At 62.5% G+C, this 22,650-nt stretch carries 21 protein-coding genes; 9 read left to right on the forward strand and 12 right to left on the reverse strand.

Annotated features, from left to right (window positions below; translation table 11 throughout):
* Positions 1 to 7: 7 nt before the first annotated feature.
* Positions 8 to 664: an alpha/beta hydrolase gene (locus tag ACOKS3_RS24425; protein ID WP_422763754.1), complete on the forward strand. Its 657-nt coding sequence runs from the start codon at positions 8 to 10 to the stop codon at positions 662 to 664.
* 101 nt (positions 665 to 765) lie between these two features.
* Positions 766 to 2,241, forward strand: coding sequence for an ATP-dependent RNA helicase RhlB (gene rhlB / locus ACOKS3_RS24430; protein ID WP_422763753.1), 1,476 nt, complete (start codon positions 766 to 768; stop codon positions 2,239 to 2,241).
* A gap of 72 nt (positions 2,242 to 2,313) precedes the next feature.
* On the opposite strand, the gene moaE is transcribed toward rhlB, so the two are convergent.
* The 5 genes from moaE to ACOKS3_RS24455 all read right to left on the reverse strand — a co-directional run bounded on the left by moaE (position 2,314) and on the right by ACOKS3_RS24455 (position 6,379).
* On the reverse strand, positions 2,314 to 2,760 hold the full coding sequence (moaE, locus tag ACOKS3_RS24435) for a molybdopterin synthase catalytic subunit MoaE (RefSeq protein WP_422763752.1): 447 nt from the start codon (positions 2,758 to 2,760) through the stop codon (positions 2,314 to 2,316).
* A gap of 2 nt (positions 2,761 to 2,762) precedes the next feature.
* On the reverse strand, positions 2,763 to 3,008 hold the full coding sequence (moaD, locus tag ACOKS3_RS24440) for a molybdopterin converting factor subunit 1 (protein ID WP_103449179.1): 246 nt from the start codon (positions 3,006 to 3,008) through the stop codon (positions 2,763 to 2,765).
* Positions 3,008 to 3,478, reverse strand: coding sequence for a cyclic pyranopterin monophosphate synthase MoaC (gene moaC / locus ACOKS3_RS24445; RefSeq protein ID WP_103449177.1), 471 nt, complete (start codon positions 3,476 to 3,478; stop codon positions 3,008 to 3,010). The genes moaD and moaC overlap by 1 nt, the downstream gene beginning before the upstream one ends.
* A 96-nt stretch (positions 3,479 to 3,574) precedes the next feature.
* A complete protein-coding gene (locus tag ACOKS3_RS24450) occupies positions 3,575 to 4,969 on the reverse strand; it encodes a PhoH family protein (RefSeq protein ID WP_103449175.1) in 1,395 nt (464 codons plus the stop codon).
* A 282-nt stretch (positions 4,970 to 5,251) separates the two neighbouring features.
* On the reverse strand, positions 5,252 to 6,379 hold the full coding sequence (locus tag ACOKS3_RS24455) for a polysaccharide deacetylase family protein (RefSeq protein ID WP_103449173.1): 1,128 nt from the start codon (positions 6,377 to 6,379) through the stop codon (positions 5,252 to 5,254).
* A 137-nt stretch (positions 6,380 to 6,516) separates the two neighbouring features.
* Between ACOKS3_RS24455 and yaaA the strand changes: the two genes are divergently transcribed.
* Complete coding sequence (gene yaaA, locus ACOKS3_RS24460) at positions 6,517 to 7,296, forward strand: peroxide stress protein YaaA (protein ID WP_422763751.1); 780 nt, start codon at positions 6,517 to 6,519, stop codon at positions 7,294 to 7,296.
* On the opposite strand, the gene ACOKS3_RS24465 is transcribed toward yaaA, so the two are convergent.
* The 7 genes from ACOKS3_RS24465 to ACOKS3_RS24495 all read right to left on the reverse strand — a co-directional run bounded on the left by ACOKS3_RS24465 (position 7,281) and on the right by ACOKS3_RS24495 (position 13,013).
* A complete protein-coding gene (locus ACOKS3_RS24465; protein ID WP_422763750.1) occupies positions 7,281 to 8,534 on the reverse strand; it encodes an efflux RND transporter periplasmic adaptor subunit in 1,254 nt (417 codons plus the stop codon). The genes yaaA and ACOKS3_RS24465 overlap by 16 nt on opposite strands.
* On the reverse strand, positions 8,527 to 9,990 hold the full coding sequence (locus ACOKS3_RS24470; RefSeq protein WP_422763749.1) for a TolC family protein: 1,464 nt from the start codon (positions 9,988 to 9,990) through the stop codon (positions 8,527 to 8,529). The genes ACOKS3_RS24465 and ACOKS3_RS24470 overlap by 8 nt, the downstream gene beginning before the upstream one ends.
* On the reverse strand, positions 9,983 to 11,155 hold the full coding sequence (locus tag ACOKS3_RS24475) for an ABC transporter permease (protein WP_103449165.1): 1,173 nt from the start codon (positions 11,153 to 11,155) through the stop codon (positions 9,983 to 9,985). The genes ACOKS3_RS24470 and ACOKS3_RS24475 overlap by 8 nt, the downstream gene beginning before the upstream one ends.
* Positions 11,148 to 11,813 carry an ABC transporter ATP-binding protein gene (locus tag ACOKS3_RS24480; protein ID WP_103449163.1) on the reverse strand — a complete coding sequence of 222 codons (666 nt, stop codon included), beginning with the start codon at positions 11,811 to 11,813 and terminating at the stop codon, positions 11,148 to 11,150. The genes ACOKS3_RS24475 and ACOKS3_RS24480 overlap by 8 nt, the downstream gene beginning before the upstream one ends.
* Complete coding sequence (locus tag ACOKS3_RS24485; RefSeq protein ID WP_422763748.1) at positions 11,810 to 11,965, reverse strand: hypothetical protein; 156 nt, start codon at positions 11,963 to 11,965, stop codon at positions 11,810 to 11,812. Before ACOKS3_RS24485 ends, ACOKS3_RS24480 begins: the two co-directional genes overlap by 4 nt.
* Positions 11,966 to 12,013: 48 nt before the next feature.
* Complete coding sequence (locus tag ACOKS3_RS24490) at positions 12,014 to 12,595, reverse strand: hypothetical protein (RefSeq protein ID WP_422763747.1); 582 nt, start codon at positions 12,593 to 12,595, stop codon at positions 12,014 to 12,016.
* 94 nt (positions 12,596 to 12,689) lie between these two features.
* The gene (locus ACOKS3_RS24495) at positions 12,690 to 13,013 is read right to left on the reverse strand and encodes a hypothetical protein (protein ID WP_422763746.1); all 324 of its coding nucleotides are present in this window, start codon (positions 13,011 to 13,013) and stop codon (positions 12,690 to 12,692) included.
* Between the two features lie 1,046 nt (positions 13,014 to 14,059).
* On the opposite strand from ACOKS3_RS24495, the gene ACOKS3_RS24500 reads away from it, so the two are divergent.
* From ACOKS3_RS24500 to algG, 6 genes are all read left to right on the forward strand, one after another.
* Entirely contained in the window at positions 14,060 to 15,376 is a 1,317-nt protein-coding gene (locus ACOKS3_RS24500) for a nucleotide sugar dehydrogenase (RefSeq protein ID WP_103449158.1), read from the forward strand.
* 84 nt (positions 15,377 to 15,460) lie between these two features.
* Positions 15,461 to 16,942 (forward strand): glycosyltransferase family 2 protein, encoded by a 1,482-nt coding sequence (locus ACOKS3_RS24505; RefSeq protein WP_181004534.1) that lies wholly within the window; start codon positions 15,461 to 15,463, stop codon positions 16,940 to 16,942.
* A 37-nt stretch (positions 16,943 to 16,979) separates the two neighbouring features.
* Positions 16,980 to 18,146: an alginate biosynthesis protein Alg44 gene (locus tag ACOKS3_RS24510; RefSeq protein WP_103449155.1), complete on the forward strand. Its 1,167-nt coding sequence runs from the start codon at positions 16,980 to 16,982 to the stop codon at positions 18,144 to 18,146.
* A 12-nt stretch (positions 18,147 to 18,158) separates the two neighbouring features.
* The gene (gene algK, locus ACOKS3_RS24515; RefSeq protein ID WP_103449153.1) at positions 18,159 to 19,586 is read left to right on the forward strand and encodes an alginate biosynthesis TPR repeat lipoprotein AlgK; all 1,428 of its coding nucleotides are present in this window, start codon (positions 18,159 to 18,161) and stop codon (positions 19,584 to 19,586) included.
* On the forward strand, positions 19,583 to 21,061 hold the full coding sequence (locus tag ACOKS3_RS24520; RefSeq protein WP_103449151.1) for an alginate export family protein: 1,479 nt from the start codon (positions 19,583 to 19,585) through the stop codon (positions 21,059 to 21,061). Before algK ends, ACOKS3_RS24520 begins: the two co-directional genes overlap by 4 nt.
* Before the next feature lie 16 nt (positions 21,062 to 21,077).
* Positions 21,078 to 22,637: a mannuronan 5-epimerase AlgG gene (gene algG / locus ACOKS3_RS24525; RefSeq protein WP_103449146.1), complete on the forward strand. Its 1,560-nt coding sequence runs from the start codon at positions 21,078 to 21,080 to the stop codon at positions 22,635 to 22,637.
* The last annotated feature ends 13 nt before the right edge of the window (positions 22,638 to 22,650 follow it).

Consider the following 22,650-nt stretch of genomic DNA (forward strand, 5'->3'; position numbering starts at 1 on the left):
AGCAGTCATGACCAACCCGCTGATTCTCGAACCCCAGAAAACCGCCGACGCCTGTGTGATCTGGTTGCACGGTTTGGGTGCCGACCGTTACGACTTCCTACCTGTGGCTGAATTCATGCAGGAACGCCTGCCCAGCACCCGCTTCGTCATGCCCCAGGCACCGACCCGCCCGGTGACCATCAACGGCGGCTACGCCATGCCCAGCTGGTACGACATCAAGGCCATGACCCCGGCCCGCGCCATCGACGAAGCGCAGCTGGAAGAATCAGCCGAGCAGATCATCGGCCTGATCAAGGCTGAGCAGGCCAAAGGCATCAACCTGTCGCGGATCTTCCTCGCCGGTTTCTCCCAGGGCGGTGCGGTGGTGCTGCACACCGCCTATATAAAGTGGCAGGAAGCGCTGGGCGGCGTGATCGCCCTGTCCACCTATGCCCCGACCTTCACCGACAGCCACCAGCTGAGCGCCTGCCAGCAACGTACCCCGACCCTGTGCCTGCACGGCGTGCACGACCCGGTGGTGATTCCGTCCATGGGCCGTACCGCGTTCGAATACCTCAACACCTGGGGTGTCGCCGCACGCTGGCACGAATACCCGATGGAGCACGAGGTGGTGGTCGAGGAACTAAGCGATATCCACGACTGGCTGAGCAAGCAATTGCAATAAGCCAACCCCACCTGTAGTTGTGGGAGTTTTCCGCTACGCCGCGCCCAGATCTTGCATTACACTGCCCGGCGTACATTCCTTAACCAGTTGATGAGACGATCGTGCTCAAGGCACTCAAGAAAATATTCGGCAAAGGAGACGCCGCGCCACAGGCCGTCGCTCCTGCTGCCAGCGTGACGCCAACGGCGCCCGCCCTCACCGCAGAGGCCCGGCCCGAACCGAAACCGGCCGCGCCACGCGCCAAGCCCTCCGCCAAGCCCGCCGCCAAGGTAGAAGCAGCCGCCGACGCCCCAGCGCCTGCCGACAAGCCGGCCAAGGACAGACCACATCGCGAACGCAAGCCCAAGCCCCAGGCGAGTCTGTGGAAGCCGGAAGACTTCGTGGTCGAGCCGCAGGAAGGCAAGACCCGCTTCCACGACTTCAAACTCTCCAACGAGCTGATGCATGCCATCCACGACCTCGGTTTCCCTTACTGCACCCCGATCCAGGCGCAGGTGCTGGGTTACACCCTGGCAGGCCAGGATGCCATCGGTCGCGCCCAGACCGGTACTGGCAAGACGGCGGCGTTCCTGATTTCGATCATTTCCCAGCTGCAGCAGACGCCGCCGCCGAAAGAGCGCTACATGGGCGAGCCGCGCGCGCTGATCATCGCGCCAACCCGCGAGCTGGTGGTGCAGATCGCCAAGGACGCCGTCGCCCTGACCAAGTACACCGGCCTGAATGTGATGAGCTTCGTCGGTGGCATGGACTTCGACAAGCAGCTCAAGGCCCTGGAAGCCCGCCATTGCGACATCCTGGTGGCCACCCCGGGCCGTTTGCTGGACTTCAACCAGCGCGGCGAAGTGCACCTGGACATGGTCGAGGTGATGGTGCTGGATGAAGCCGACCGCATGCTCGACATGGGCTTCATCCCCCAGGTACGGCAGATCATCCGCCAGACCCCGCCGAAGAGCGAACGCCAGACCCTGCTGTTCTCCGCCACCTTCACCGACGACGTGATGAACCTGGCCAAGCAGTGGACCACCAACCCGGCGATCGTCGAGATCGAGCCGGAGAACGTCGCCAGCGAGACGGTCGAGCAACACGTGTATGCAGTGGCCGGCAGCGACAAGTACAAGCTGCTGTACAACCTGGTGACCCAGAACAAGTGGGAACGGGTCATGGTATTCGCCAACCGCAAGGACGAGGTACGGCGAATCGAGGAAAAACTCGTGCGCGATGGTATCAATGCCGCGCAGTTATCGGGCGATGTGCCGCAGCACAAACGTATTCGCACCCTGGAGAACTTCCGTGAAGGCCGGGTCACGGTGCTGGTGGCCACTGACGTGGCAGGCCGTGGTATCCATATCGATGGCATCAGCCATGTGATCAACTTCACGCTGCCGGAAGACCCGGACGACTATGTCCACCGTATCGGCCGTACCGGGCGTGCGGGCGCCGATGGCGTGTCGATCAGCTTTGCCGGTGAGGATGACTCCTACCAGCTGCCGGCTATCGAAGAGCTGCTGGGCCGCAAGATCAAGTGCGAGATGCCGCCAGATGAGCTTTTGAAGCCGGTACCGCGCAAGCATCACTGATTTATCAGCGCTAGCCGCACCCTTGTAGGAACGGCCTTGTGCCGCTCCTACAAGAGATCCGCGCAGCCTGGGCTACCAGCGCCCGGCAGCATCCTGGTCACTCTGCTTCCCTTCCACCCAGCGCGGTCCATCCTGGGTATTTTCCTTCTTCCAGAACGGCGCCCGGGTCTTCAGGTAGTCCATGATGAAGTTGCAGGCATCGAACGCCGCCTGCCGATGGGCACTGGCCACACTGACAAAGACGATTGGCTCACCCGGCTCAAGCGCACCGATGCGGTGCAGCACTTCGACCTTGAGCAACGGCCAGCGCTGCTCGGCCTCGACCACGATCTTGGCCAGGGCCTTCTCGGTCATGCCCGGGTAATGCTCGAGGAACATCCCCGCCACGTCCCGACCATCGTTGAAGTCGCGCACATAGCCAACAAAACCGACCACGGCGCCGACGCCGACATTGGCCGCATGCATGGCATTGACCTCGGCCCCCGGGTCGAACGCGCCGTGTTGCACTCGCACTGCCATATTCAGCCTCCGGTCACCGGCGGGAAGAACGCCACTTCATCGCCCTCTTCCAGCGGCTCGTCGAGCTTGCACAGCTCTTCATTGCGCGCACTCATCAGGTTCTGTTCGGCCAGCACCGCGTACTGTCCGCCCTTGGCCACCAACGCCTGGCGCACATCATCGACCACCTTGAACTCACCTTCCAGGCGCTCGGTATCGACGCCCAGCAGCTCGCGGTAACGGGCGAAATACATCACTTTGACCTTCATCACACTTCTACCTTGTAGTGCCCGCTCTTGCCACCAACCTTTTCCAGCAGGCGCACCTGCTCGATGACCATGCCCTTGTCCACCGCCTTGCACATGTCGTAGATCGTCAGCGCTGCGACGCTGGCGGCGGTCAGCGCTTCCATCTCGACGCCGGTCTGCCCGGCCAGCTTGCAGCGGGCGACGATATGCACCGCATCTTCGCCGTCGGCACTCAGTTCGACCTTGACGCTGGTCAGCATCAGCGGGTGGCACAGCGGGATCAGGTCGCTGGTCTTCTTCGCCGCCTGGATACCGGCAATGCGCGCCACGGCGAACACATCGCCCTTGGGATGCTCGCCGTCGACGATCATCTGCAAGGTCTGCGGCAACATGCGCACCCGCGCCTCGGCCACGGCCTCGCGCTCGGTCACGGCCTTTTCAGTGACGTCGACCATATTGGCGCGCCCCTGGGAATCAAGATGAGTCAGCACTGCTCTGCTCCTTTGAAGGGAACAGAGAGTGTAAACCCGTGGGTCAGGATTGCGCAGCGGAAAAAAGCCGGGCGGCGAGCCACCCGGCTAGGAGGGTTACAGATGCGACTCGGCGTACTCGGCCAGCACCGAGCGCGGCACACCCTGCAGGGTGATGTGCACGCCATGGGGGAAGTCCTTGAAGCGCTCGGTCAGGTAGGTCAGTCCCGAGCTGGTCGCGGACAGGTACGGCGTGTCGATCTGCGCCAGGTTGCCCAGGCACACCACCTTGGACCCGGAGCCGGCACGGGTGATGATGGTTTTCATCTGGTGCGGCGTCAGGTTCTGGCACTCGTCGATCAGGATCAGGCTCTGCTGGAAGCTGCGCCCACGGATGTAGTTCAACGACTTGAACTGCAGTGGCACACGTTCGAGGATGTATTCGACGCTGCCATGGGTGCTTTCATCATCCATGTGCAAGGCTTCGAGGTTGTCGGTGATGGCGCCCAGCCAAGGTTCCATCTTTTCCGCCTCGGTGCCCGGCAGGAAGCCGATCTCCTGGTCCAGCCCCTGCACGCTGCGGGTGGCGATGATGCGCCGGTAGCGCTTGCTGACCATGGTCTGCTCGATGGCTGCGGCCAGGGCCAGGATGGTCTTGCCGGAGCCGGCAGCGCCGGTCAGGTTGACAAGGTGGATATCCGGGTCGAGCAAGGCGAACAGCGCCAGGCTCTGATGAATGTCCCGTGGCTTCAGGCCCCAGGCCTCCTGATGCAGCAATGGCTCCTGGTGCAGGTCGAGCAATAGCAGTTCATCGTTACGGATGCCTTTTACCCAGCCGACAAAACCTTGCTCGTCGATGATGAACTCGTTGATGTGCACGGCGGGCAAGTTGTCGATCATTTGTACCCGATGCCAGGTGCGGCCACGCTCCTGGCGGGTATCGACCTTGCTGACCCGGTCCCAGAACGAGCCGGTGACCGAGTGATAGCCCTTGGACAGCAAGGACACATCGTCGACCAGTTGGTCGGTGCTGTAGTCCTCGGCCGCGATCCCGCAGGCGCGCGCCTTCAGGCGCATGTTGATGTCTTTGGTGACCAGCACGACGTCCAGTTCGGTGCGCCGGGTCCGTACGTCGAGCAAGGTGTTGATGATGATGTTGTCGTTGAGGTTTTCCGGCAGCAACTTGCTGGGCTCGTTGCGCGGGCTCATCAGGATCGACAGGAACCCCTTTGGCCCACTCTTGCCGCGCTGGATCGGCACGCCCTGCTCGACATCGCTGGGCGAAGCGTCACCGAGGGTCTGGTCGATCAGGCGGATGGCCTGGCGACATTCGGCGGCGATGGTTTGTTTACCGGTCTTGAGCTTGTCGAGTTCCTCCAGCACCGTCATCGGAATGGCGACGTGATGCTCCTCGAAGTTGAGTAATGCGTTGGGGTCGTGAATCAGGACGTTGGTATCGAGCACATAGAGGATTGGCTTGCTGGAGGAAGGGTTGCGTCCTTGGTCATCCATACTCGGTCACCTTATGTCGAAGCCACACGGCACGCTCTGTAGTGCGCCGCAGAGTGACCGCCGTTCTCCCCGTATCCGCGTTGCTACGGGCGGGAAGCGTACCTGGCAAGGTGGGGTGGATGACGCCACCTGTGCTGCAGGATTCGGCTGTCTGGTTTCTTCATACCGCAAAAACCATGACCGAAAAAAGCATTTTTACGAGATTTTGAAGTTTATTTTTCCGATTGACGAAGAGCGCTTGGCGGCAACGCCAGACGGGACTACAGTCAAAAGTCATACCCTCTATTCGCGATACGCGTAATCACGGCAGTCTTCCCAGCCGATCCCGCTCTGCACCGTGTTGTGCAGCAACCACTCGACCGCCGGCTGCGCCTTGGGCAGGCTGTCATGGAACTGGATCACCCCCTTGCGCCATAGCAGCATCAAGGTCAGCACCCGCTGGGCCGAAGCGTCGGCAGTCAGCGGGCCATCATCCTGAGCGTCGATATCCCATAGCGAAACCCTTAGCTGCTGGCTGGCCATGAACGCTTCTCCGTCAGCCCGACGCTGGCCGTAGGGCGGGCGGAACAGCGGCACGTATTGCGCTGGCAGGTCGGCCTGGACCCGCCCCTGGGCGCGCTTGATCGAGTCCTGCCAACCCTGCCACTGGGCGTGGGAGCGATATTCCCACCCCTGGATGCCCACGCATTGGCCGGCGTAGAGCTGGGCCAGCGCATTGGCCGCGCCGGTATCGCGCCGCTGCTGCAGGCGATTGCCCAAGACAAAGAAGGTGCCCTGCAGCTTCTGCTTGCGCAGGTATTCGGTCAGCGCATCGGTGCTACCACCATCGGGCCCCGGGCCACCGACGAAGGTCAACAGGAACATGCGGTCGTTCAGTTCATCGCCATTGCGCTCGCGGCTGGACAGGCGCTCGACCTCACTGCTGGTCTGCGGCAGCAGCGCGGCCTTGCGCAGTTGCTCATCCAGATAACGCACATGAAACTGATGACTGGGCTCGATCCAACCGGTATAGAACGTGCCGACATCGGTAGCGAATGTCGCTGCTCTGGTGCGCAAGTCAGCCATGGATTCGAGCAAATAGCAGAACGAGGCGTCCTGCTCGCAACTGCGCTGGGCCTGCTGATAGCCCTGCCACAACCGCTGCCACATCTGCGCGCGCACGGCGCGAACCTTCTGCAGGTTGATCTGCCTCAGCCCCAAGCGCGCAGCCAATGCACCATCGTCGAGCAGCTCGCTTTCATGCAGCACCTGGGCAAACGACAGGATCTCGGCCCGCGAGGCGACGTCGAACAGCACCGGGCTGTCCAGCTGCTCGGGCCACTGGCTGCGGTCCAGGCTGGCCGACGGCATGGGGGCGGCCTGGGCGGCCAGGCTCAACAAGGTGGCCAGCAAGGCCCCGGCAATGCGCACGATCAGTCTCTCCGTGACAGCCAAAACGCGCACTATAACGCCTGCTTTGGCGATGGTCTGTGACTATTGTCGCCATAGTTTGGCGTTACCGGCCGCGATCCGTAGAATTCCCCGCAACGATTCCAGGAGCCGACCCGATGCTGACGGTGATTTCCCCCGCCAAGACCCTCGACTACGACACCGCGCCGGTGACCGAGCGCTTCACCCTGCCGCAATACCTGGACGATTCCCAGGAACTGATCCTGCAGCTGCGCGAGCTGTCGCCGGCGCAGATCAGCGAGCTGATGCACCTGTCCGACAAGCTAGCCGGCCTCAATGCCGCGCGCTTCGGCAGCTGGACCCCGGACTTCACCCCGGCCAACGCCAAGCAGGCACTGCTGGCGTTCAAAGGTGACGTGTACACCGGCCTGGATGCCGAAACCCTCGGCGAGGATGATTTCAGCTATGCCCAGGAGCACCTGCGCATGCTCTCCGGCCTGTACGGCCTGCTGCGCCCGCTCGACCTGATGCAGCCCTACCGCCTGGAAATGGGCACCAAGCTGGCCAATGCCCGCGGCAAGGACCTGTATGCCTTCTGGGGCACGCGTATCAGTGAATGGCTGAACCAGGCGCTGGCCGACCAGGGCGACGACCTGCTGCTGAACCTGGCCAGCAATGAATACTTCAGTGCGGTGAAACGCAGCGCGCTCAAGGGGCGGGTGATCAACGTCGACTTCAAGGACCTGAAGAATGGCCAATACAAGATCATCAGCTTCTACGCCAAGAAGGCTCGCGGCATGATGAGCCGCTTCGTGATCCAGGAACGGGTCAACGACCCGGAGCAGCTCAAGCGCTTCGACGTGCAGGGCTACTACTACAGTGCCGAACAGTCGAAGGCCGATCATTTGGTATTCCTGCGCGATCATCCAGCCGATTGATCGATGCCGGAGCCGCCTGGCGGCTCCGGCGGTATCAGCACGTAACCACTCTCCAGCCCCTGAACTTCGACACCCTGCACCCCCGTCGAGCCTGGCGTGACAGGCACTTTACGCGGTGCCTGGCCTTCATCGGCCCGGAACAGCACATAGGTGCGCCCGGCCTCGTCCACCTGCAACGCCTGCGCAGGCACCACCATCGCCTGCTCCTGGCGGTGAAGCACCAGCGCCAACTGCGCGCTCATGCCCAGGCGCAAGCCCAGTTGCAGGGCCGTAGCCGGCAAATCCACACTGACTCGCAGGTCGTACCAGGCCCCCTGCCCTGTGTCGTCTCTTGCTTGCATGGCAATCCGGTCGATGCGGCCTGCAAACTGCTGCCCCGCGATGACGGCCTCGACCTGCATGCCTTCACGCACCTTGGCCAGATCGTGCTCTTCCAGCCTGGCCACCACCTGCAAGCGCTCCAGGTCGACCAGGGTCAACAACGGCATGCCCTGGCTCACCGCTTGCCCGACATGCACCTGCCGGCCAGCGGGGCCGGCATCCGTACTCACGGGTAAGAGCACGCCGGTGAAAGGCGCCTCGATCACCTGCTGCTCACGCATTCTGGTCAAGACCTGCCAGCGCGCTTGCGCATTGTCCAGCTCCATTTCCGCAATCAGCAACGCATCGCCCTGCCCCCGCGCACGCGTCAACAGCAACTCCTGTTCAGCATCCAGCAATGCCTGACGCTGCGTCTGGTGCAGTTGTTCGAGGCTGGCGACTTCCATACGGGCGACGATGCCACGCTCGAACAGACGCCGGGTGTCCTCCAGGCTCGCCTGGGTGGCCGCCAGCGCGGCGCGGGCCGCTCTTACAGCGCGCAAGCCTCGCGCCACCTGCGGGCCGCTTTCCCAGGTACGCAACTGCAGAAGCTGCTCCTGGGCCTTGAGGCGCTCGGTTCGGGCCTGGCGAAGCTGGATGTCAAGCTGAGCAGTCTCGAGGCTGATCAAGGGTTGGCCCGCTTCAACGCGCTGGCCATCCTGGGCGGGTATTGCAGCTACCACACCATCGAACGGAGCGCTCAATGTCACCTGGCGGGCCGCCTGCAGCCTGCCCACCAACCCCAGACGGCTTTCCAGCAATTGCGGTTCGACACGCAGCCACGTCTGCTCGGGGGGCTGAACTGCGCTGGGCCAGATCATCATCGCCAATTCGCCACACATCACCGCGACGGCCAGCCAACAGCCCCGCTTAATCATTGAGGGCCACCTCCCAGTTGGCCAAGGTGGTCCCCACGACCTGATCGAGGATGACTTGCGCATCCAGGTACGCGATCGTCGCTTCAAGCTGCGTGCTTTGCGTCTGACGCAGATCATTTTCGAAACTGAGCACCTGAAAATTGCTCGAGCGCCCTGCCGCGAGCTTTTGCTGTTCGATTTCCAGCTTGCGCCGGGTCAGGGCCAGCGCACGCCTGGCGATCTCCAGTTGCCGCCAGCGGACCTGGAGATCGCGTATTGCCGTACTCACCTCGCGCTGAAGCTGCTGACGGGATTCGGCCAGGCGCAAGCGCTGGTTCTCCACCTCAACCTTGGCCCGCACCTGCGCCTGGCGGCGGCTCTGGTCACCGATCGGTATCTCCAGCTCCAGCCCTAGGTAGTGCTCCCACGTCGCCTCACTGCCGGGACGTTCCCGGGCCTGGCTGGCCCCGCCGATCAGTGACAGATCCCACCATTGCGCGTTGCTTGCGACCTGCAGCTCGATGGCCGCCTGTTCGGCCGCCAGCCGCTGCATCAGAAACGCCGGCTGCAGCGCTTCTGCCTTGGCCTGGGCCTGCTCGGTGCTCACCTGCTGATGCTCGGCCAGCAGCCGCTCCGCGGCCCGTAACGGTGTCGCAAGGTCCAAGGCCAGCAATTGCGCCAGGGCCACACGGCTCTGCTGCAGCTGGTTGCGGCTGCCTTCGAGGGCCAGCTCCTGGCTGGCGACCTCGGCTTCTGCCTGCACGACTTCGAAGGCTGCCATGCGCCCGACAGCGATCAACGCCCGGTTCACCTCCACCAGCTGACGGGAACGCGACAGGCCATCTTCGGCAATATGCAGTTGCTCCTGTGCGCGCAGCAGATCGCGGTACGACAGCAGGGTCCGGGTAATGACCTGGGCCACGTTGTCGGCGAGCGTCAGACGGTTCGACTGCTCCGCCAGGTAAGCCTGGCGCAGCGGCGCGCTGGCGATGTCCCGCCCGGCGCCGCGCAGCAATGGCTGGACGATCATCAGGCTGGCGCCATCCCGATACCGCCGCCCCGCCCCATCGGCTTGTGTATGCCCGTAGCCCCACTCCAGGTTGAGGCGCGTACCGAATTGGGTCAGCAGGCTGGCGCTCGGGGCCAGCTGCGCCTCCCGGTAGCGATCGGCATGATTTCGATTGCCCAGGTAGCGGGCCTTGAGCGACAGCTGCGGGGCGAACCGGTCATGGGCCACGCGCAGGTCGATTTTTTGCGCGACACGCTCAAGGTAAGCACTGCGGATCGCCCGGTTGTCGCGCAGGGCCAGGGCAACGGCATCGGCCAGGTCGATATCCACAGGTTCACTGTGCAACGCCGACAAGGCACTCACCGAGCCACCCTGATGCAAGGTCGGACGGGAGGGCTGCAAAGCGCTGTCGGCCAGGCCGAACAGGGGCAGTGACCAGGCGCAGGTCATCGCCAGCCACTTACTCATCACGCAAGGCGACGACAGGCTGAAGCCGCGCCGCAGACAGGGCGGGCTGCAAACCGAAGAACAACCCCAGGGTCAGTGATACGCCCATGCTCGCCGGAAGCGACCTTGCATCGAGCGCAAGATCCCACCCTGAAACCCGGGCGAACAACCACGCGGCCGCCAGGCCAAGCACTGCGCCCAGCAGCGCTCCGGCCACCGACAACAGCAACGCCTCAAGCAGGAACTGCCAGGCGATATCGCGACTGCGCGCGCCCAGGGCCATGCGCACCCCGATTTCGCGTCGGCGCTGGGTCACGTTCATCACCATCACATTCATCACCCCGACACCCCCCAGTAGCAGGGCAACGGCGGCGGTGCCGGCCAGCAGCCCGGTCATCACCCGTGACTGGCCGGCCATACCTTCGAGCATCTGCCTGGGTAACTGGACATCCACGTCATGCTGCGTGAGCCTGGCGCGCAGATGGCGTTCCAATGAACGTGCAGCCTGGGTGAGGGTTGAGGCATCGATCCCTTTCGCGATCAGCGTTGCAACCTCGGGTACCGGGCTCAAACGACGCGTGCCTGGCAAAGGCATCAGAACGCTATCGTCGAAATTGACCGGCAACATCGGGTTGTAGCCACGTGGCGCGAGCACACCGACCACATCGAACAGATAGCTACCCAATTGCACTCGGTCACCCGGCCTCACCTGCAACCGCGCCGCCAGCGAAGCCCCCAGCAGCACATGCGCGGCCTGGTCATCGTAAGCAGACAGCGAGCGGCCGCGGGCTGCCTGAAGGTCGACGACCTCGAACAGCTGTGCAGTGCTGCCTGCCACCATGGTCTCGATGCTTCCCCCGTTGAACTGCACAGCGAACACACCAGCTGCCAAGGGGGCCACAGCTCGGATGCCCGGCGGCAACTCGAAAGGTTGCAGACGCACGGGCGCACCGCCTTCGACCGTGGCTTTCAGGTTGACGACCAGCAATTCGCTACCCAGCCCCTGGAACAATTGCCGGGCATACTGTGCTGCGCTGTGGCCGATATTCATCAGGGCCACCAGTGCGGCACAACCGACTGCGATGCCAAACAGCGCAAGCCAGGCCCGGGCACCAAGCTGCCGAACGCTGAACAGGGCCTCGCTGAAGCGTTGCGGCCAGCCTGGGCCGTAGGCGGCTTCAGGCATCGAATACGCCACCGTTGCGAACCAGCAGGCAGCGATCCATGCACTGCGCCATGGCCGGGTCGTGCGTCACCATCAGCAGCGTCATGAACTGCTCCCGGTTCAACGTCGTGAGCAGCTCGATGATGTCCTGCGCCGTGTCACCATCCAGATTGCCTGTGGGCTCATCGGCCAGCAGAATCCGTGGTTCCGTAACCAGAGCCCTGGCAATTGCCACTCGCTGCCGCTGGCCGCCGGAGAGGTCGGCCGGGTGATACTTCGCACGAGGCGCCAGGCCGACTTTCTCCAACTGGACCTTGGCGATCTGCCGAGCCGACGCCAGGCGGATGCCGCGGTAGCTCAACGGCAGCGCAACATTGTCCAGCACGGACAGTCGGGGCAGCAGGTTGAAGCTCTGGAACACGAAACCAAGCAGGCGATTACGTGTAATAGCACGCTGATCGGCATCGGCCTGGGCTACCTCACTCCCATCCAGTACCAGGCGCCCGTGACACGGCTGGTCAAGGAGACCGATCAGATTGAGCAGTGTGCTTTTGCCAGAGCCGGAGGCACCGACGATGGCGCAGGATTGGCCTGCGGGAAGGGAAAACGATACGTCCTGGAGGACGGCTTCACCTCCCAGCCTACGTGTGACGCCGTGCAGGGCAATGATCGAGGTCATCCCTTGCTGCCCCCCTTGCCAATGACATCAGAGGTGGGATCAAACGGCACTGAGGACGAGGTTTCTTCCGTTTTCCATTGTTTGGCAATCAGGTCGATCAATGAAGTATTGGACGCTGGCCACTCTACCTCCTGCAGGGATAACTGCATCATGATATTGGCCTCGTAGTTCCCATATTCGGCCACTTCTATAGGCGGTAGTTAATTATAAAAATCAAGAATTTCGCGCAAGCCCTGATCAGTACGCCCCGTCAATTGATATTCAGCATTCATCTTGCCAATGATGGAGTGGGCCCACTGATTGTGCTGATCTGTTTTTTCCATCAATGCAGCACGGCGCTCACTTACGGTAAAGGCTCCGCTCTCATCATGTACAATCAAGCTAAGTTGTTCACGAGGCAGCCCTTTGAAGGGATTTTCTCCTCTTCCCTTGGCAAAATCATTCGCCTGCCGTGCGCGTTCACGCCACTCCTCATCATGCGTATCAGGCAACTGCGAGTCATAAAAATCCTTTGCTAATGAGTAGCTTAGACCGCCAAGCCGATCCATGATCCTTGCAGCCAGATCGGCCAATTCCTGGCGTGAAAGACGGCTGTCACGCTGCGCCGCCAGCTCAGCGGCAGCACTCAGTTTCTTGGCCAGACTTGATAGCTGCTCATCTGAGCTGTCCGACTGTGCGATGGGAAGTTGGGTGTTCAGAGTACTCGCTTTATCCGCCTGCCTAATAGTTTGCAGCGCGCCTGACTCACTACGCGCGACGGAACGACCGTTGATGGCATCCATTAATCAAACCCTCTCAAGCACATGATCCCGATACAGTTGCTAAACACATGCACTGCCTTGAGTTAACCAAAGCAGTGCACTGTTCGCCTGACTGTCACTTCATGGTGAATTCAGCTTTCCATGAATAATCTGCGGCAGTACTGGTGATCGTGGCCGTACAGGTCGCCCCTCCACTCGGGGTGGCCGTTTTGGTCCACTCGGGCTGTTTGATGCCTCCAGGTAACGTTCGCATCTGGAATGTCGTACCGAAAGCACAGGTCTTCCCGCCGATCGTGTACCGGATCATGGCTGCATTCACATCCGGGCTGACAACCCGCTGAACGCGCATAGGAGTCGACGATCCAGCCTGGATTGTCTTGGAGGGTTTTGGGTTGGCTATCTGGTAGGTGCTGGTTTCATTGGAGGTCACCAGCTTCATCGTCGCGGCTTGCGTGCCAAGATTCTAGATGATCACTTCAACGGGGGGACCCGCCTGCACCATGCCAGCCAGCAGCAGCGATGCCCCGCCGATCACTACCTGTGTTGTCTTCTTCATAAGCTTTCTCTCGCCTCTTCCATGTGATTGATGGATGAGACGCCCGCGGTGGCCAGCGGCCCGAGGTTGCCCAAGACGCTCCTTCGTACATGAACAGCTCCACAGAGCGTCCAAAGGGGGTAACGGCAGTCGCCGGAAAAGCCTTAGCTTGTGTGAGGCCTTTGTGTGTTACCGGATATGTGCCAACCTGTGCCCCATTGCAGGGCGATTGCAAATAGCCTTCAAGTCAATAGTCAGGCGCCAAAAACCCGACGATTACCCGTCTATCGCCAAACGTCATAAGACCGTTCGTGCTTTTTTGACGAATTTTGAAAAATATTTTTTCATGGTGGCATAACAACACCGCGCTTCACTCTCATCCTTTATAACTGGGGGTGAAACTGTGACGTGCTATCAATTTGAAAGTATTTGCTACTGAAAAATTATTTAGAAATTTTTCATCGAAGCGGAACCCGCTCAGGAACTTCTCCTGCGACCTATCGCTCATAGTGCCGTAACGAATTTCCTGCCCCTGGGGTGTGAGAGATGACTTACAGATGACAACCAGCAGGTATTACTACCCGCTTCGATAACCTGGCAAGTGCAACGGGAACCCCCACTGGCACTGCCAACCGAGGAGTAACGCGCCCCTTTAAACTCGTCCTAGTGGTTGATTTCAAAGGATTTTTCCACTTGAAAAAACAAGCACAGCAAAGCACCAAGTAGCGCTTTGCAATAAAGACGGCTGCATGACAGGGCACGCCTTTTAAAGACTGGCTTAATACTGCCAACTTTTAGTGCACAACTTTGTGCGCGACGGATTTATTCATGCCTGCGCTCGGCGAAGTGAGCTTTCGCCCATGGATCCGTGCGCCCGAAAACTGTTGTTAATCAACCCAGTCCGGCTCTTCCCGGAAGAGCTGGCGTGATAAACACATGAGGTGATAGCGATGCGTATCAGCATCTTTGGTTTGGGTTATGTGGGTGCGGTGTGTGCAGGCTGCCTGACGGCGCGGGGCCATGACGTGATTGGTGTGGACGTGTCCAAGACCAAGATCGACCTGATCAATCAGGGCAAGTCGCCGATCGTCGAACCTGGCCTGGAAGCACTGCTGCAACAAGGCATCGCCAACGGCCGCCTGCGTGGCACCACCGACTTCGCCGAGGCCATCCGCGCCAGCGACGTGTCGATGATCTGCGTCGGCACCCCGAGCAAGAAAAACGGCGACCTGGGCCTGGAATACATCGAGTCGGTGTGCCGCGAAATCGGCTACGTACTGCGCGACAGCGATCGTCGCCACACCATCGTGGTCCGCAGCACCGTGCTGCCGGGCACCGTGAAGAGCGTGGTGATCCCGATTCTCGAAGACTGCTCAGGCAAAAAGGCCGGCGTCGACTTCGGCGTGGCCGTCAACCCGGAGTTCCTGCGTGAAAGTACCGCGATCAAGGACTACGACCACCCACCGATGACCGTCATCGGTGAACTGGACAGCGCCAGCGGTGACGTGCTGCAAGCACTGTACGAAGAACTCGACGCGCCGGTCATTCGCAAGCCGATCGAAGTGGCCGAGATGATCAAGTACACCTGCAACGTGTGGCACGCCACCAAGGTCACCTTCGCCAACGAGATCGGCAACATCGCCAAGGCCGTCGGCGTGGATGGCCGTGACGTGATGGACGTGGTCTGCCAGGACAAGGTGCTGAACCTGTCGCAGTACTACATGCGCCCTGGCTTTGCCTTCGGTGGCTCGTGCCTGCCCAAAGACGTGCGTGCTCTCACCTACCGCGCCGCGTCCCTCGACGTCCGTGCACCGCTGCTCGACTCGCTGATGCGCAGCAACGAATCGCAGGTGCAGAACGCATTCGAGCTGATCGAAGCCCACGACAAGCGCAGGGTCGCCCTGCTCGGCCTGAGCTTCAAGGCCGGCACCGACGACCTGCGTGAGAGCCCACTGGTCGAACTGGCCGAGCGCCTGATCGGCAAGGGCTACCAGCTGGATATCTACGACGAGAACGTCGAGTACGCCCGCGTCCATGGGGCGAACAAGGAGTACATCGAGTCGAAGATTCCGCACGTCTCGTCGCTGCTCAACGCCGACTTCCAGAAGGTCATCGCCAACGCCGACATCATCGTCCTGGGCAACCGTGACGAGCAGTTCCGCGCCCTTGCCGAGCAAGCGCCGGCCGGCAAGCAGGTGATCGACCTGGTCGGCTTCATGGGCAAGCCGACCTGCACCACCAGTCGTACCGAAGGCATCTGCTGGTAAGTGCTCGACCGGGCAGCGGGGTGCTCTTGCAAGAGCGGCACCTGCGCTGCCCACCCTTTCCCGAATTCTCGACGGATGCTGAACATGCAAAGGCTCCAGACTGTGCTGTTGCAGTGCGCCGGGTGGCTGCTCTACATGAGCCTGCTCATGCTGATCGCCCTGGCCCTGCCAGCCGATATCTTCGACTCGCAGTCGAAGCACTTCATCTTCCTGGTCGGCGCAGTCGGCATCTGGCGCTATTCCATGGGCGCCACCCATTTCATCCGCGGCATGATCTTCCTCTACGGCGTCTACCCGTACCTGCGCCGCAAAGTACAAAAGATGGGCGACTCCGCCGCGCCGTCGCATGTGTACCTGATGGTCACCAGCTTCCGTATCGAAGCGCTGACCACTGCCCAGGTGTACAGCTCGGTGATCCGCGAGGCGATCGAATGCGGCTATCCCACCACCGTGGTCTGCTCGCTGGTGGAAATGTCCGATGAACTGCTGGTGAAGAGCCTGTGGGCCCGCTACAACCCGCCCGCCCACGTCAAACTGGACATCGTGCGCATCGCCGGTACCGGCAAGCGCGACGGCCTGGCCTACGGCTTCCGCGCCATCTCGCGGATGCTGCCGGACGAAAACGCCGTGGTCGCGGTGATCGACGGCGACACCGTGCTCGGCGAAGGCGTGGTACGCAAGACCGTGCCGTGGTTCAAGCTGTTCCCCAACGTCGGCGGCCTGACCACCAACGAGTTCTGCGAAGTGCGCGGCGGCTACATCATGAGCGAGTGGCACAAGCTGCGCTTCGCCCAGCGCCACATCAACATGTGCTCGATGGCCCTGTCCAAGCGCGTGCTGACCATGACCGGGCGCATGTCGATGTTCCGCGCAAGCGTTGTGACCAACCCCGAGTTCATCGCCGACGTCGAAAGCGACTCGCTGATGCACTGGCGCCTGGGCCGCTTCAAGTTCCTCACCGGTGACGACAAGTCCAGCTGGTTCAGCCTGATGCGCCTGGGCTACGACACCTTCTACGTGCCGGACGCCGCGATCAACACGGTCGAGCACCCGCCGGAAAAGAGCTTTCTCAAGGCCAGCCGCAAACTGATGTACCGCTGGTACGGCAACAACCTGCGGCAGAACTCCCGTGCCCTGGGCCTCGGCCTGCGCCGCCTGGGCCTGTTTACCAGCATCGTGCTGTTCGACCAGCGCGTGTCGATGTGGACCAGCCTGCTCGGGCTGACCGTGGCGGTGATCGCCAGCCTGAAGTTCGGTATGGCGTTCCTGCTGGTGTATCTGCTGTGGATCGGCATCACCCGCCTGATCCTCACCATCATGCTGCTGTGCTCCGGCCACAACGTAGGCCCGGCCTACCCGCTGATTCTCTATTACAACCAGATCGTCGGCGCGCTGATGAAGATCTACGTGTTCTTCCGCCTCGACAAGCAGTCCTGGACCCGCCAACCGACTGCCCTCAAGCGTGACCTCGCCAGTTTTCAACAATGGTTCAACACCTGGTCCTCGCGGACCATGACCTTCTCGGCTGCCAGCATCTTCGTCGCTGTGCTGTTCATGGTCGTGTGAGCCCAACCCGGATCGGAACTAACAGGAACAAACCCAGATGAATACCGCCGTGAACGTCAACGTCGTGCATGAGTCCGAAGCCCAGCGCCAACACGCCCGAGTGCGCATCCCGGCCAAGCTGCGCTTCCTCGACAAAGAGCGCCAGGCCCACGATGTGAAGGTCGACGACCTCTCCGCCGGTGGCCTGAGCTTCCACACCAAACAGCCACTGTCGGTCGGTGAAGTACTGCGCGGTCGCCTGCAGTTCACGGTCGACAACCTCGGCCTGTCGATGGACATCGAGTTCCAGGTGCGCGGCTACAACAGCGGCAGCGGCCGTACCGGTGCGCAGTTCCAGAACCTCGAACCCCGCGACATCGCCACCCTGCGCCACATCATCACCAGCCACCTGTCGGGTGAGTTGATCACCGCAGGCGACGTACTCAGCACCCTGCAGCGCGACAACTTCACCAAGGCCCGCAAACAGAAGGATGGGGGCTCCGGCCTGTCCGCCTTCGGCCGGCTCAAGGCGGTGACCGTGACCCTCGGCGTGTTCGTGGTCGGCGTGGCCGCGTTCGGCTTCGTCGCCAAGTCGCTGTACGGCATGTACTTCGTCAGCCATGCCGAAGCCGGCGTGGTCGCCGTGCCGACCACCACCGTCACCATGCCGCGCGACGGTACCGTCAACAGCCTGGCCGAAACCGGTGGGCAGATCGTCAAGGGCGCGCCGCTGGCCAGCTTCACCACCAGCATGCTGGACATGCTCAAGGGCAACCTGGACGACTCGCAACTGGAGCCGGCGAAGATCGAGGAGCTGTTCGGCAAGCAGCTCTCCGGCACCCTCACCAGCCCTTGCGATTGCGTGATCGCCCGCCAACTGGTGGACGACGGCCAGTACGCCGCCAAGGGCCAGCCGATCTTCCAGCTGGTGCCGCGCACCACCACCCCGATGGTCGAGGCGCGCTTCAGCTACCGCCAGTTCGACGAGGTCAAGCCAGGTACCCGGGTCAACTTCCAGGTGGCCGGCGAAGACGACGTGCGCACTGGCCAGATCGTCAGCAGCGCCAGCCTCAACAGCGATGACCTGGCCTCCGACATCCGCGTGCAGATCAAGCCCGACAGCGCCCTGCCGGCTGAACTCGCCGGCCGCCCGGCCGCGGTCAACAGCGACCGTGGCCCTTCGCTGAACTGGCTGATCGACAAAGCCGTGGCCCGTGGTCTGTAAGAGGATCCCGTGATGATTTCCCATAAGAAAAGCGCAAGCCTGGGCCTCTGTGCCCTGGCTGCGGCGGTCGCCCTGGCCGGCTGTGCGGGCTTGCCCGACCAGCGCCTGGCCAACGAAGCCCTCAAGCGCGGTGACACCGCGCTGGCCGAGCGCAACTACAAGGCCCTGGCCGACCTCGGCTACAGCGACGCGCAAGTGGGCCTGGCCGACATCAAGGTAGCCACCCGTGAGCCGGCGAAAATCCGTGAAGCCGAAGCCACCTATCGCGCTGCCGCCGCTACCTCGCCCCGTGCCCAGGCACGCCTCGGCCGCCTGCTGGTGGCCAAGCCGGACAGCACCCAGGCCGAGCGCGAGGAAGCCGAAACCCTGCTCAAGCTCGCCGCCAAGCAAGGTGAAGGCAATACCCTGATCCCGCTGGCGATGCTCTACCTGACCTACCCGCAGAGCTTCCCCAAGGTCAACGCCCAGCAGCAGATTGACCAGTGGCGCGCCGCCGGCAACCCGGAAGCGGGCCTGGCCCAGGTGCTGCTGTACCGCACCCAAGGTACCTACGACCAGCACCTGGGCGATGTCGAGAAAATCTGCAAGGCCGCCCTTAACACCACCGACATCTGCTACGTCGAGCTGGCCACCGTGTACCAGAAGCGTGGCCAGGCCGATCAACAGGCCGCCCTGCTCGGCCAGCTCAAATCCGCCTATGCCCGTGGCGCGGTGCCGGCTACCCGGGTCGACAGTGTCGCCCGCGTGCTGGCTGACCGCAGCCTCGGCCAGACCGACGAAAAAGCCGCCAAGGACCTGCTCGAACAGGTCGCCCCGGCCAACCCGGCGTCCTGGGTCAGCCTGGCGCAGCTGCTGTACGACTTCCCCGAGCTGGGCGACACCGACCAGCTGATGGCCTACATCGACAAGGGCCGCGAAGCCGAACAGCCACGCGCTGAGCTGCTGCTGGGCCGCCTGTACTACGAAGGCAAGACCTTGCCCGCCGATGCGGTCAAGGCCGAGCAACACCTGCAGGCCGCCGCCGACGCCGGCGAAGTCAGCGCCCATTACTACCTCGGCCAGCTGTACCGCCGCGGCTACCTGGGCAAGGTCGAGCCACAGAAGGCTGTGGACAACCTGCTGACTGCCGCCCGTGGCGGCCAGAACAGCGCCGACTATGCCCTCGCCCAGCTGTTCAGCGAAGGCCATGGCATCCGCCCGCAACCGGGCAACGCCTGGGTGTTCGCCCAGCTGGCTCAGGTCAACCCGACGCCACAGTCCAGCGAACTGCTGCAGCAGCTCGACCAGCAACTCACGCCTGACCAGCGCAGCCAGGCGCAGAGCCTGCTGGCGCAGGAGAAACAGGCCCGCGGCAGCATGGTTCAGGGCGCCAACAGCACCCTGGCCCTCGAAGCCCTGCAAGACGACGAAAAAGAAGTAGACGGTGAGGACTCGCTATGACGCTCAATCCCTTCGTGAAAGCCGGCATCGGCCTGAGCTTCGCCCTGCTGTGGTCCTGCCCGACCCTGGCGGACATGACCGCCCAGAAGAACTTCGGCCTGGATGTGAAGATCACCGGCCAGTCAGAAGACGACCGTGACCTCGGCACCCGCTCCGGCGGCGACGTAAACGGCCTGGGCCTCGACCTGCGCCCGTGGGTCTACGGCGAGCGCGGCAACTGGAGCGCCTACGCCATGGGCCAAGCGGTTGCGGCCACCGACACCATCGAAACCGATACCCTGCGCCAGAACGACGACGGCACCACCACCGACACCGGCGACGACAGCCGCAAGCCCGACAAGAGCTACCTGGCCATGCGCGAGTTCTGGGTCGGCTACAGCGGCCTCACCGCCTACCCGGGCGAGCAACTGCGCCTCGGCCGCCAGCGCCTGCGCAGCGACGACGGCATGTGGCGTGACACCAACATCGAAGCGCTGAACTGGACCTTCGACACCACCTTGCTCAAGGCCGACCTGGGCGTGGCCCAGCGCTTCAGCGAATACCGCACCGACCTCACCGAGCTGGCCCCGGAAGACAAGGACCGCACGCATATCTACGGCAACGTCGCCACGCAGTGGACCCCTGGCCACTGGGTGGGTGTACGCGCCCATCACACCCATGACAGCGGCAGCCTGAAGAACCCGGGCGAAACCGTCGACGCGCTGGACAAGACCCGCACCGGCGACCTCACCTGGCTGGGCCTGGAAGCCAACAGCGACGCCTACAACTGGCGCAACGACCACACCGTCAACTACTGGGGCAGCGTCACCTGGCTGACCGGCAACCGCGACACCCTGAGCTCACAACTGGTCGGTGACGACCAGGTCGCTACCGGCAAGCAGAGCGGCGACGTCAACGCCTGGGCCACCGACCTTGGCATCCGCCTGCGCCTGGACCCGCAATGGCAGGTCGGTGCAGCCTACGCCCGCGGCAGCGGCGGCGGAGGCGACGATGGTTCGAACAACTTCGAGCAGACAGGTCTTGAGAGCAACCGCTCCAACTTCACCGGCACCCGCTCGCGCGTACACCGCTTCGGCGAAGCCTTCCGCGGCGAGCTAGGCAACCTGCAGGCGGCCACCCTGTTCGCCTCCTGGCAGCTGCGCGACGACTACGACGCCAGCCTCATCTACCACAAGTTCTGGCGCGTCGACGGCAACCAGAACATCGGTTCCAGCGGCATCAACGCGGTGGTCGACGACAACGGCGTGAACCGCCAGCTGGTCGACGGCGAAAAAGACCTCGGCCAGGAAATGGACGTGGTCGTCACCAAGTACTTCAAGCAAGGCCTGCTGCCGGCCTCGATGAGCCAGGCGATCGATGAGCCTTCCGCCCTGGTGCGCCTGCGTGCCGGTGTGTTCAAGCCGGGCGATGCCTACGGCAAGGAAACGGACTCGTACATGCACCGCGCCTTCGTCGACGTGATCTGGCGCTTCTGAGGCCGGGAGACCCCTGATGAACCTTCACCCGCACATCCGTCACAGCCTCCTGGCCAGCGCTTTGCTGCTGGCAAGCCACCTGGCTGTCGCCGCAGAGCCCCAGGTGATCGCCAAGGAGCTGCAGCAGGCCAAGACCTACACCGTGGCCAGCGCTCCGATCGAGCCGCTGCAGATGGACCCGCCGAAACTGCCCGACCTGACCGGCTACACCGCCGCAGCGGTGCAGAAGAAGATCGACCGCCGTCACAAGGGCAAGGTCAGCGTCCGGCGCATGTTCCAGGAGGACACCCTCAAGGAATTCGTCGGCGGCGACAACAAGGCCGCCGAGTGGGTGCAGCGCCAGCATGGCATTCCCCAGGCGATCTTCATCGATGACGGCCATATCGACCTGGTCGAACTGAGCAAGAAGGTGCCCAAGCAGTACCTCAGCGAAGTCGAACCAGGCGTGTACCTGGCGCGCCTGCCGATCGTGGTCGGGCAGAAGGGCATTCTCGAGATCGATGGCAAGGTCAAGCAGCTGCGCCTGTCCCAGGAAGGCGGTTCGTTCCTGGTCAACGACGGCAAGCTGTTCGTCACCGACACCCAGGTGACTGGCTGGCGCGAGAAGGACAACGGCCCGGCGACCTTCCGCTCGCCCAAGGAATTCCGCCCGTTCCTGTTGTCGTGGGGCGGTACCGAGACCTATATCGTCAACACGAAGATGGCCAGCTTCGGCTATGCCAAGTCCAAGTCGTACGGCGTGAGCATTTCGCAGTACACACCGAACATGTCCCAGCGCATGGGCCGCCCGGAGCCGACCGGCTGGATCATCGGCTCGACCTTCAGCGACATGTGGTACGGCTTCTATTGCTACGAGACCTCCGACTTCGTGGTCAAGGACAACACCTACCACGACAACATCGTCTACGGCATCGACCCGCACGACCGTTCGCACCGCCTGATCATCGCCGGCAACACCGTGTACGGCACCAAGAAGAAGCACGGCATCATCGTTTCCCGTGAAGTCAACGACAGCTGGATCATCAACAACAAGAGCTACGACAACAAGCTCTCGGGCGTGGTGATCGACCGCAACAGCGTCAACAACCTGGTGGCCTACAACGAGATCTACCGCAACCACACCGACGGCATCACCTTGTATGAGAGCGGCGACAACCTGATCTGGGGCAACAAGCTGATCAACAACCGTCGCCACGGTATCCGCGTGCGCAACAGCGTGAACATCCGCCTGTACGAGAACATCGCCATGGCCAACGGCCTGGTCGGCGTGTACGGGCACATCAAGGACCTGTCCGACACCGACCGCGACATCGCCCTCGACCCGTTCGACACCAAGGTGTCGCTGATTGTGGTCGGCGGCGAGCTGGCGGCCAACGGCTCCGGCCCGCTGTCGATCGACTCGCCGCTGTCGGTCGAGTTGTACAAGGTGTCCATGCTCGCCCCGCGCAAAGCCAGCGGCATCAGCCTCAACGGCATCCTCGGCGAGCGCCAGGACGAAATCCTCGACCTGCTGGTGCGCCAGCAGAAGGCCGTGCTGATCGACCCGGTCGAACGCCAGACCGAAATGATCGATTAAGGAAGCCCAGACC

Source organism: Pseudomonas sp. HS6-2, from assembly GCF_049325675.2.
GTDB classification, from domain to species: Bacteria; Pseudomonadota; Gammaproteobacteria; order Pseudomonadales; family Pseudomonadaceae; genus Aquipseudomonas; species Aquipseudomonas putida_N.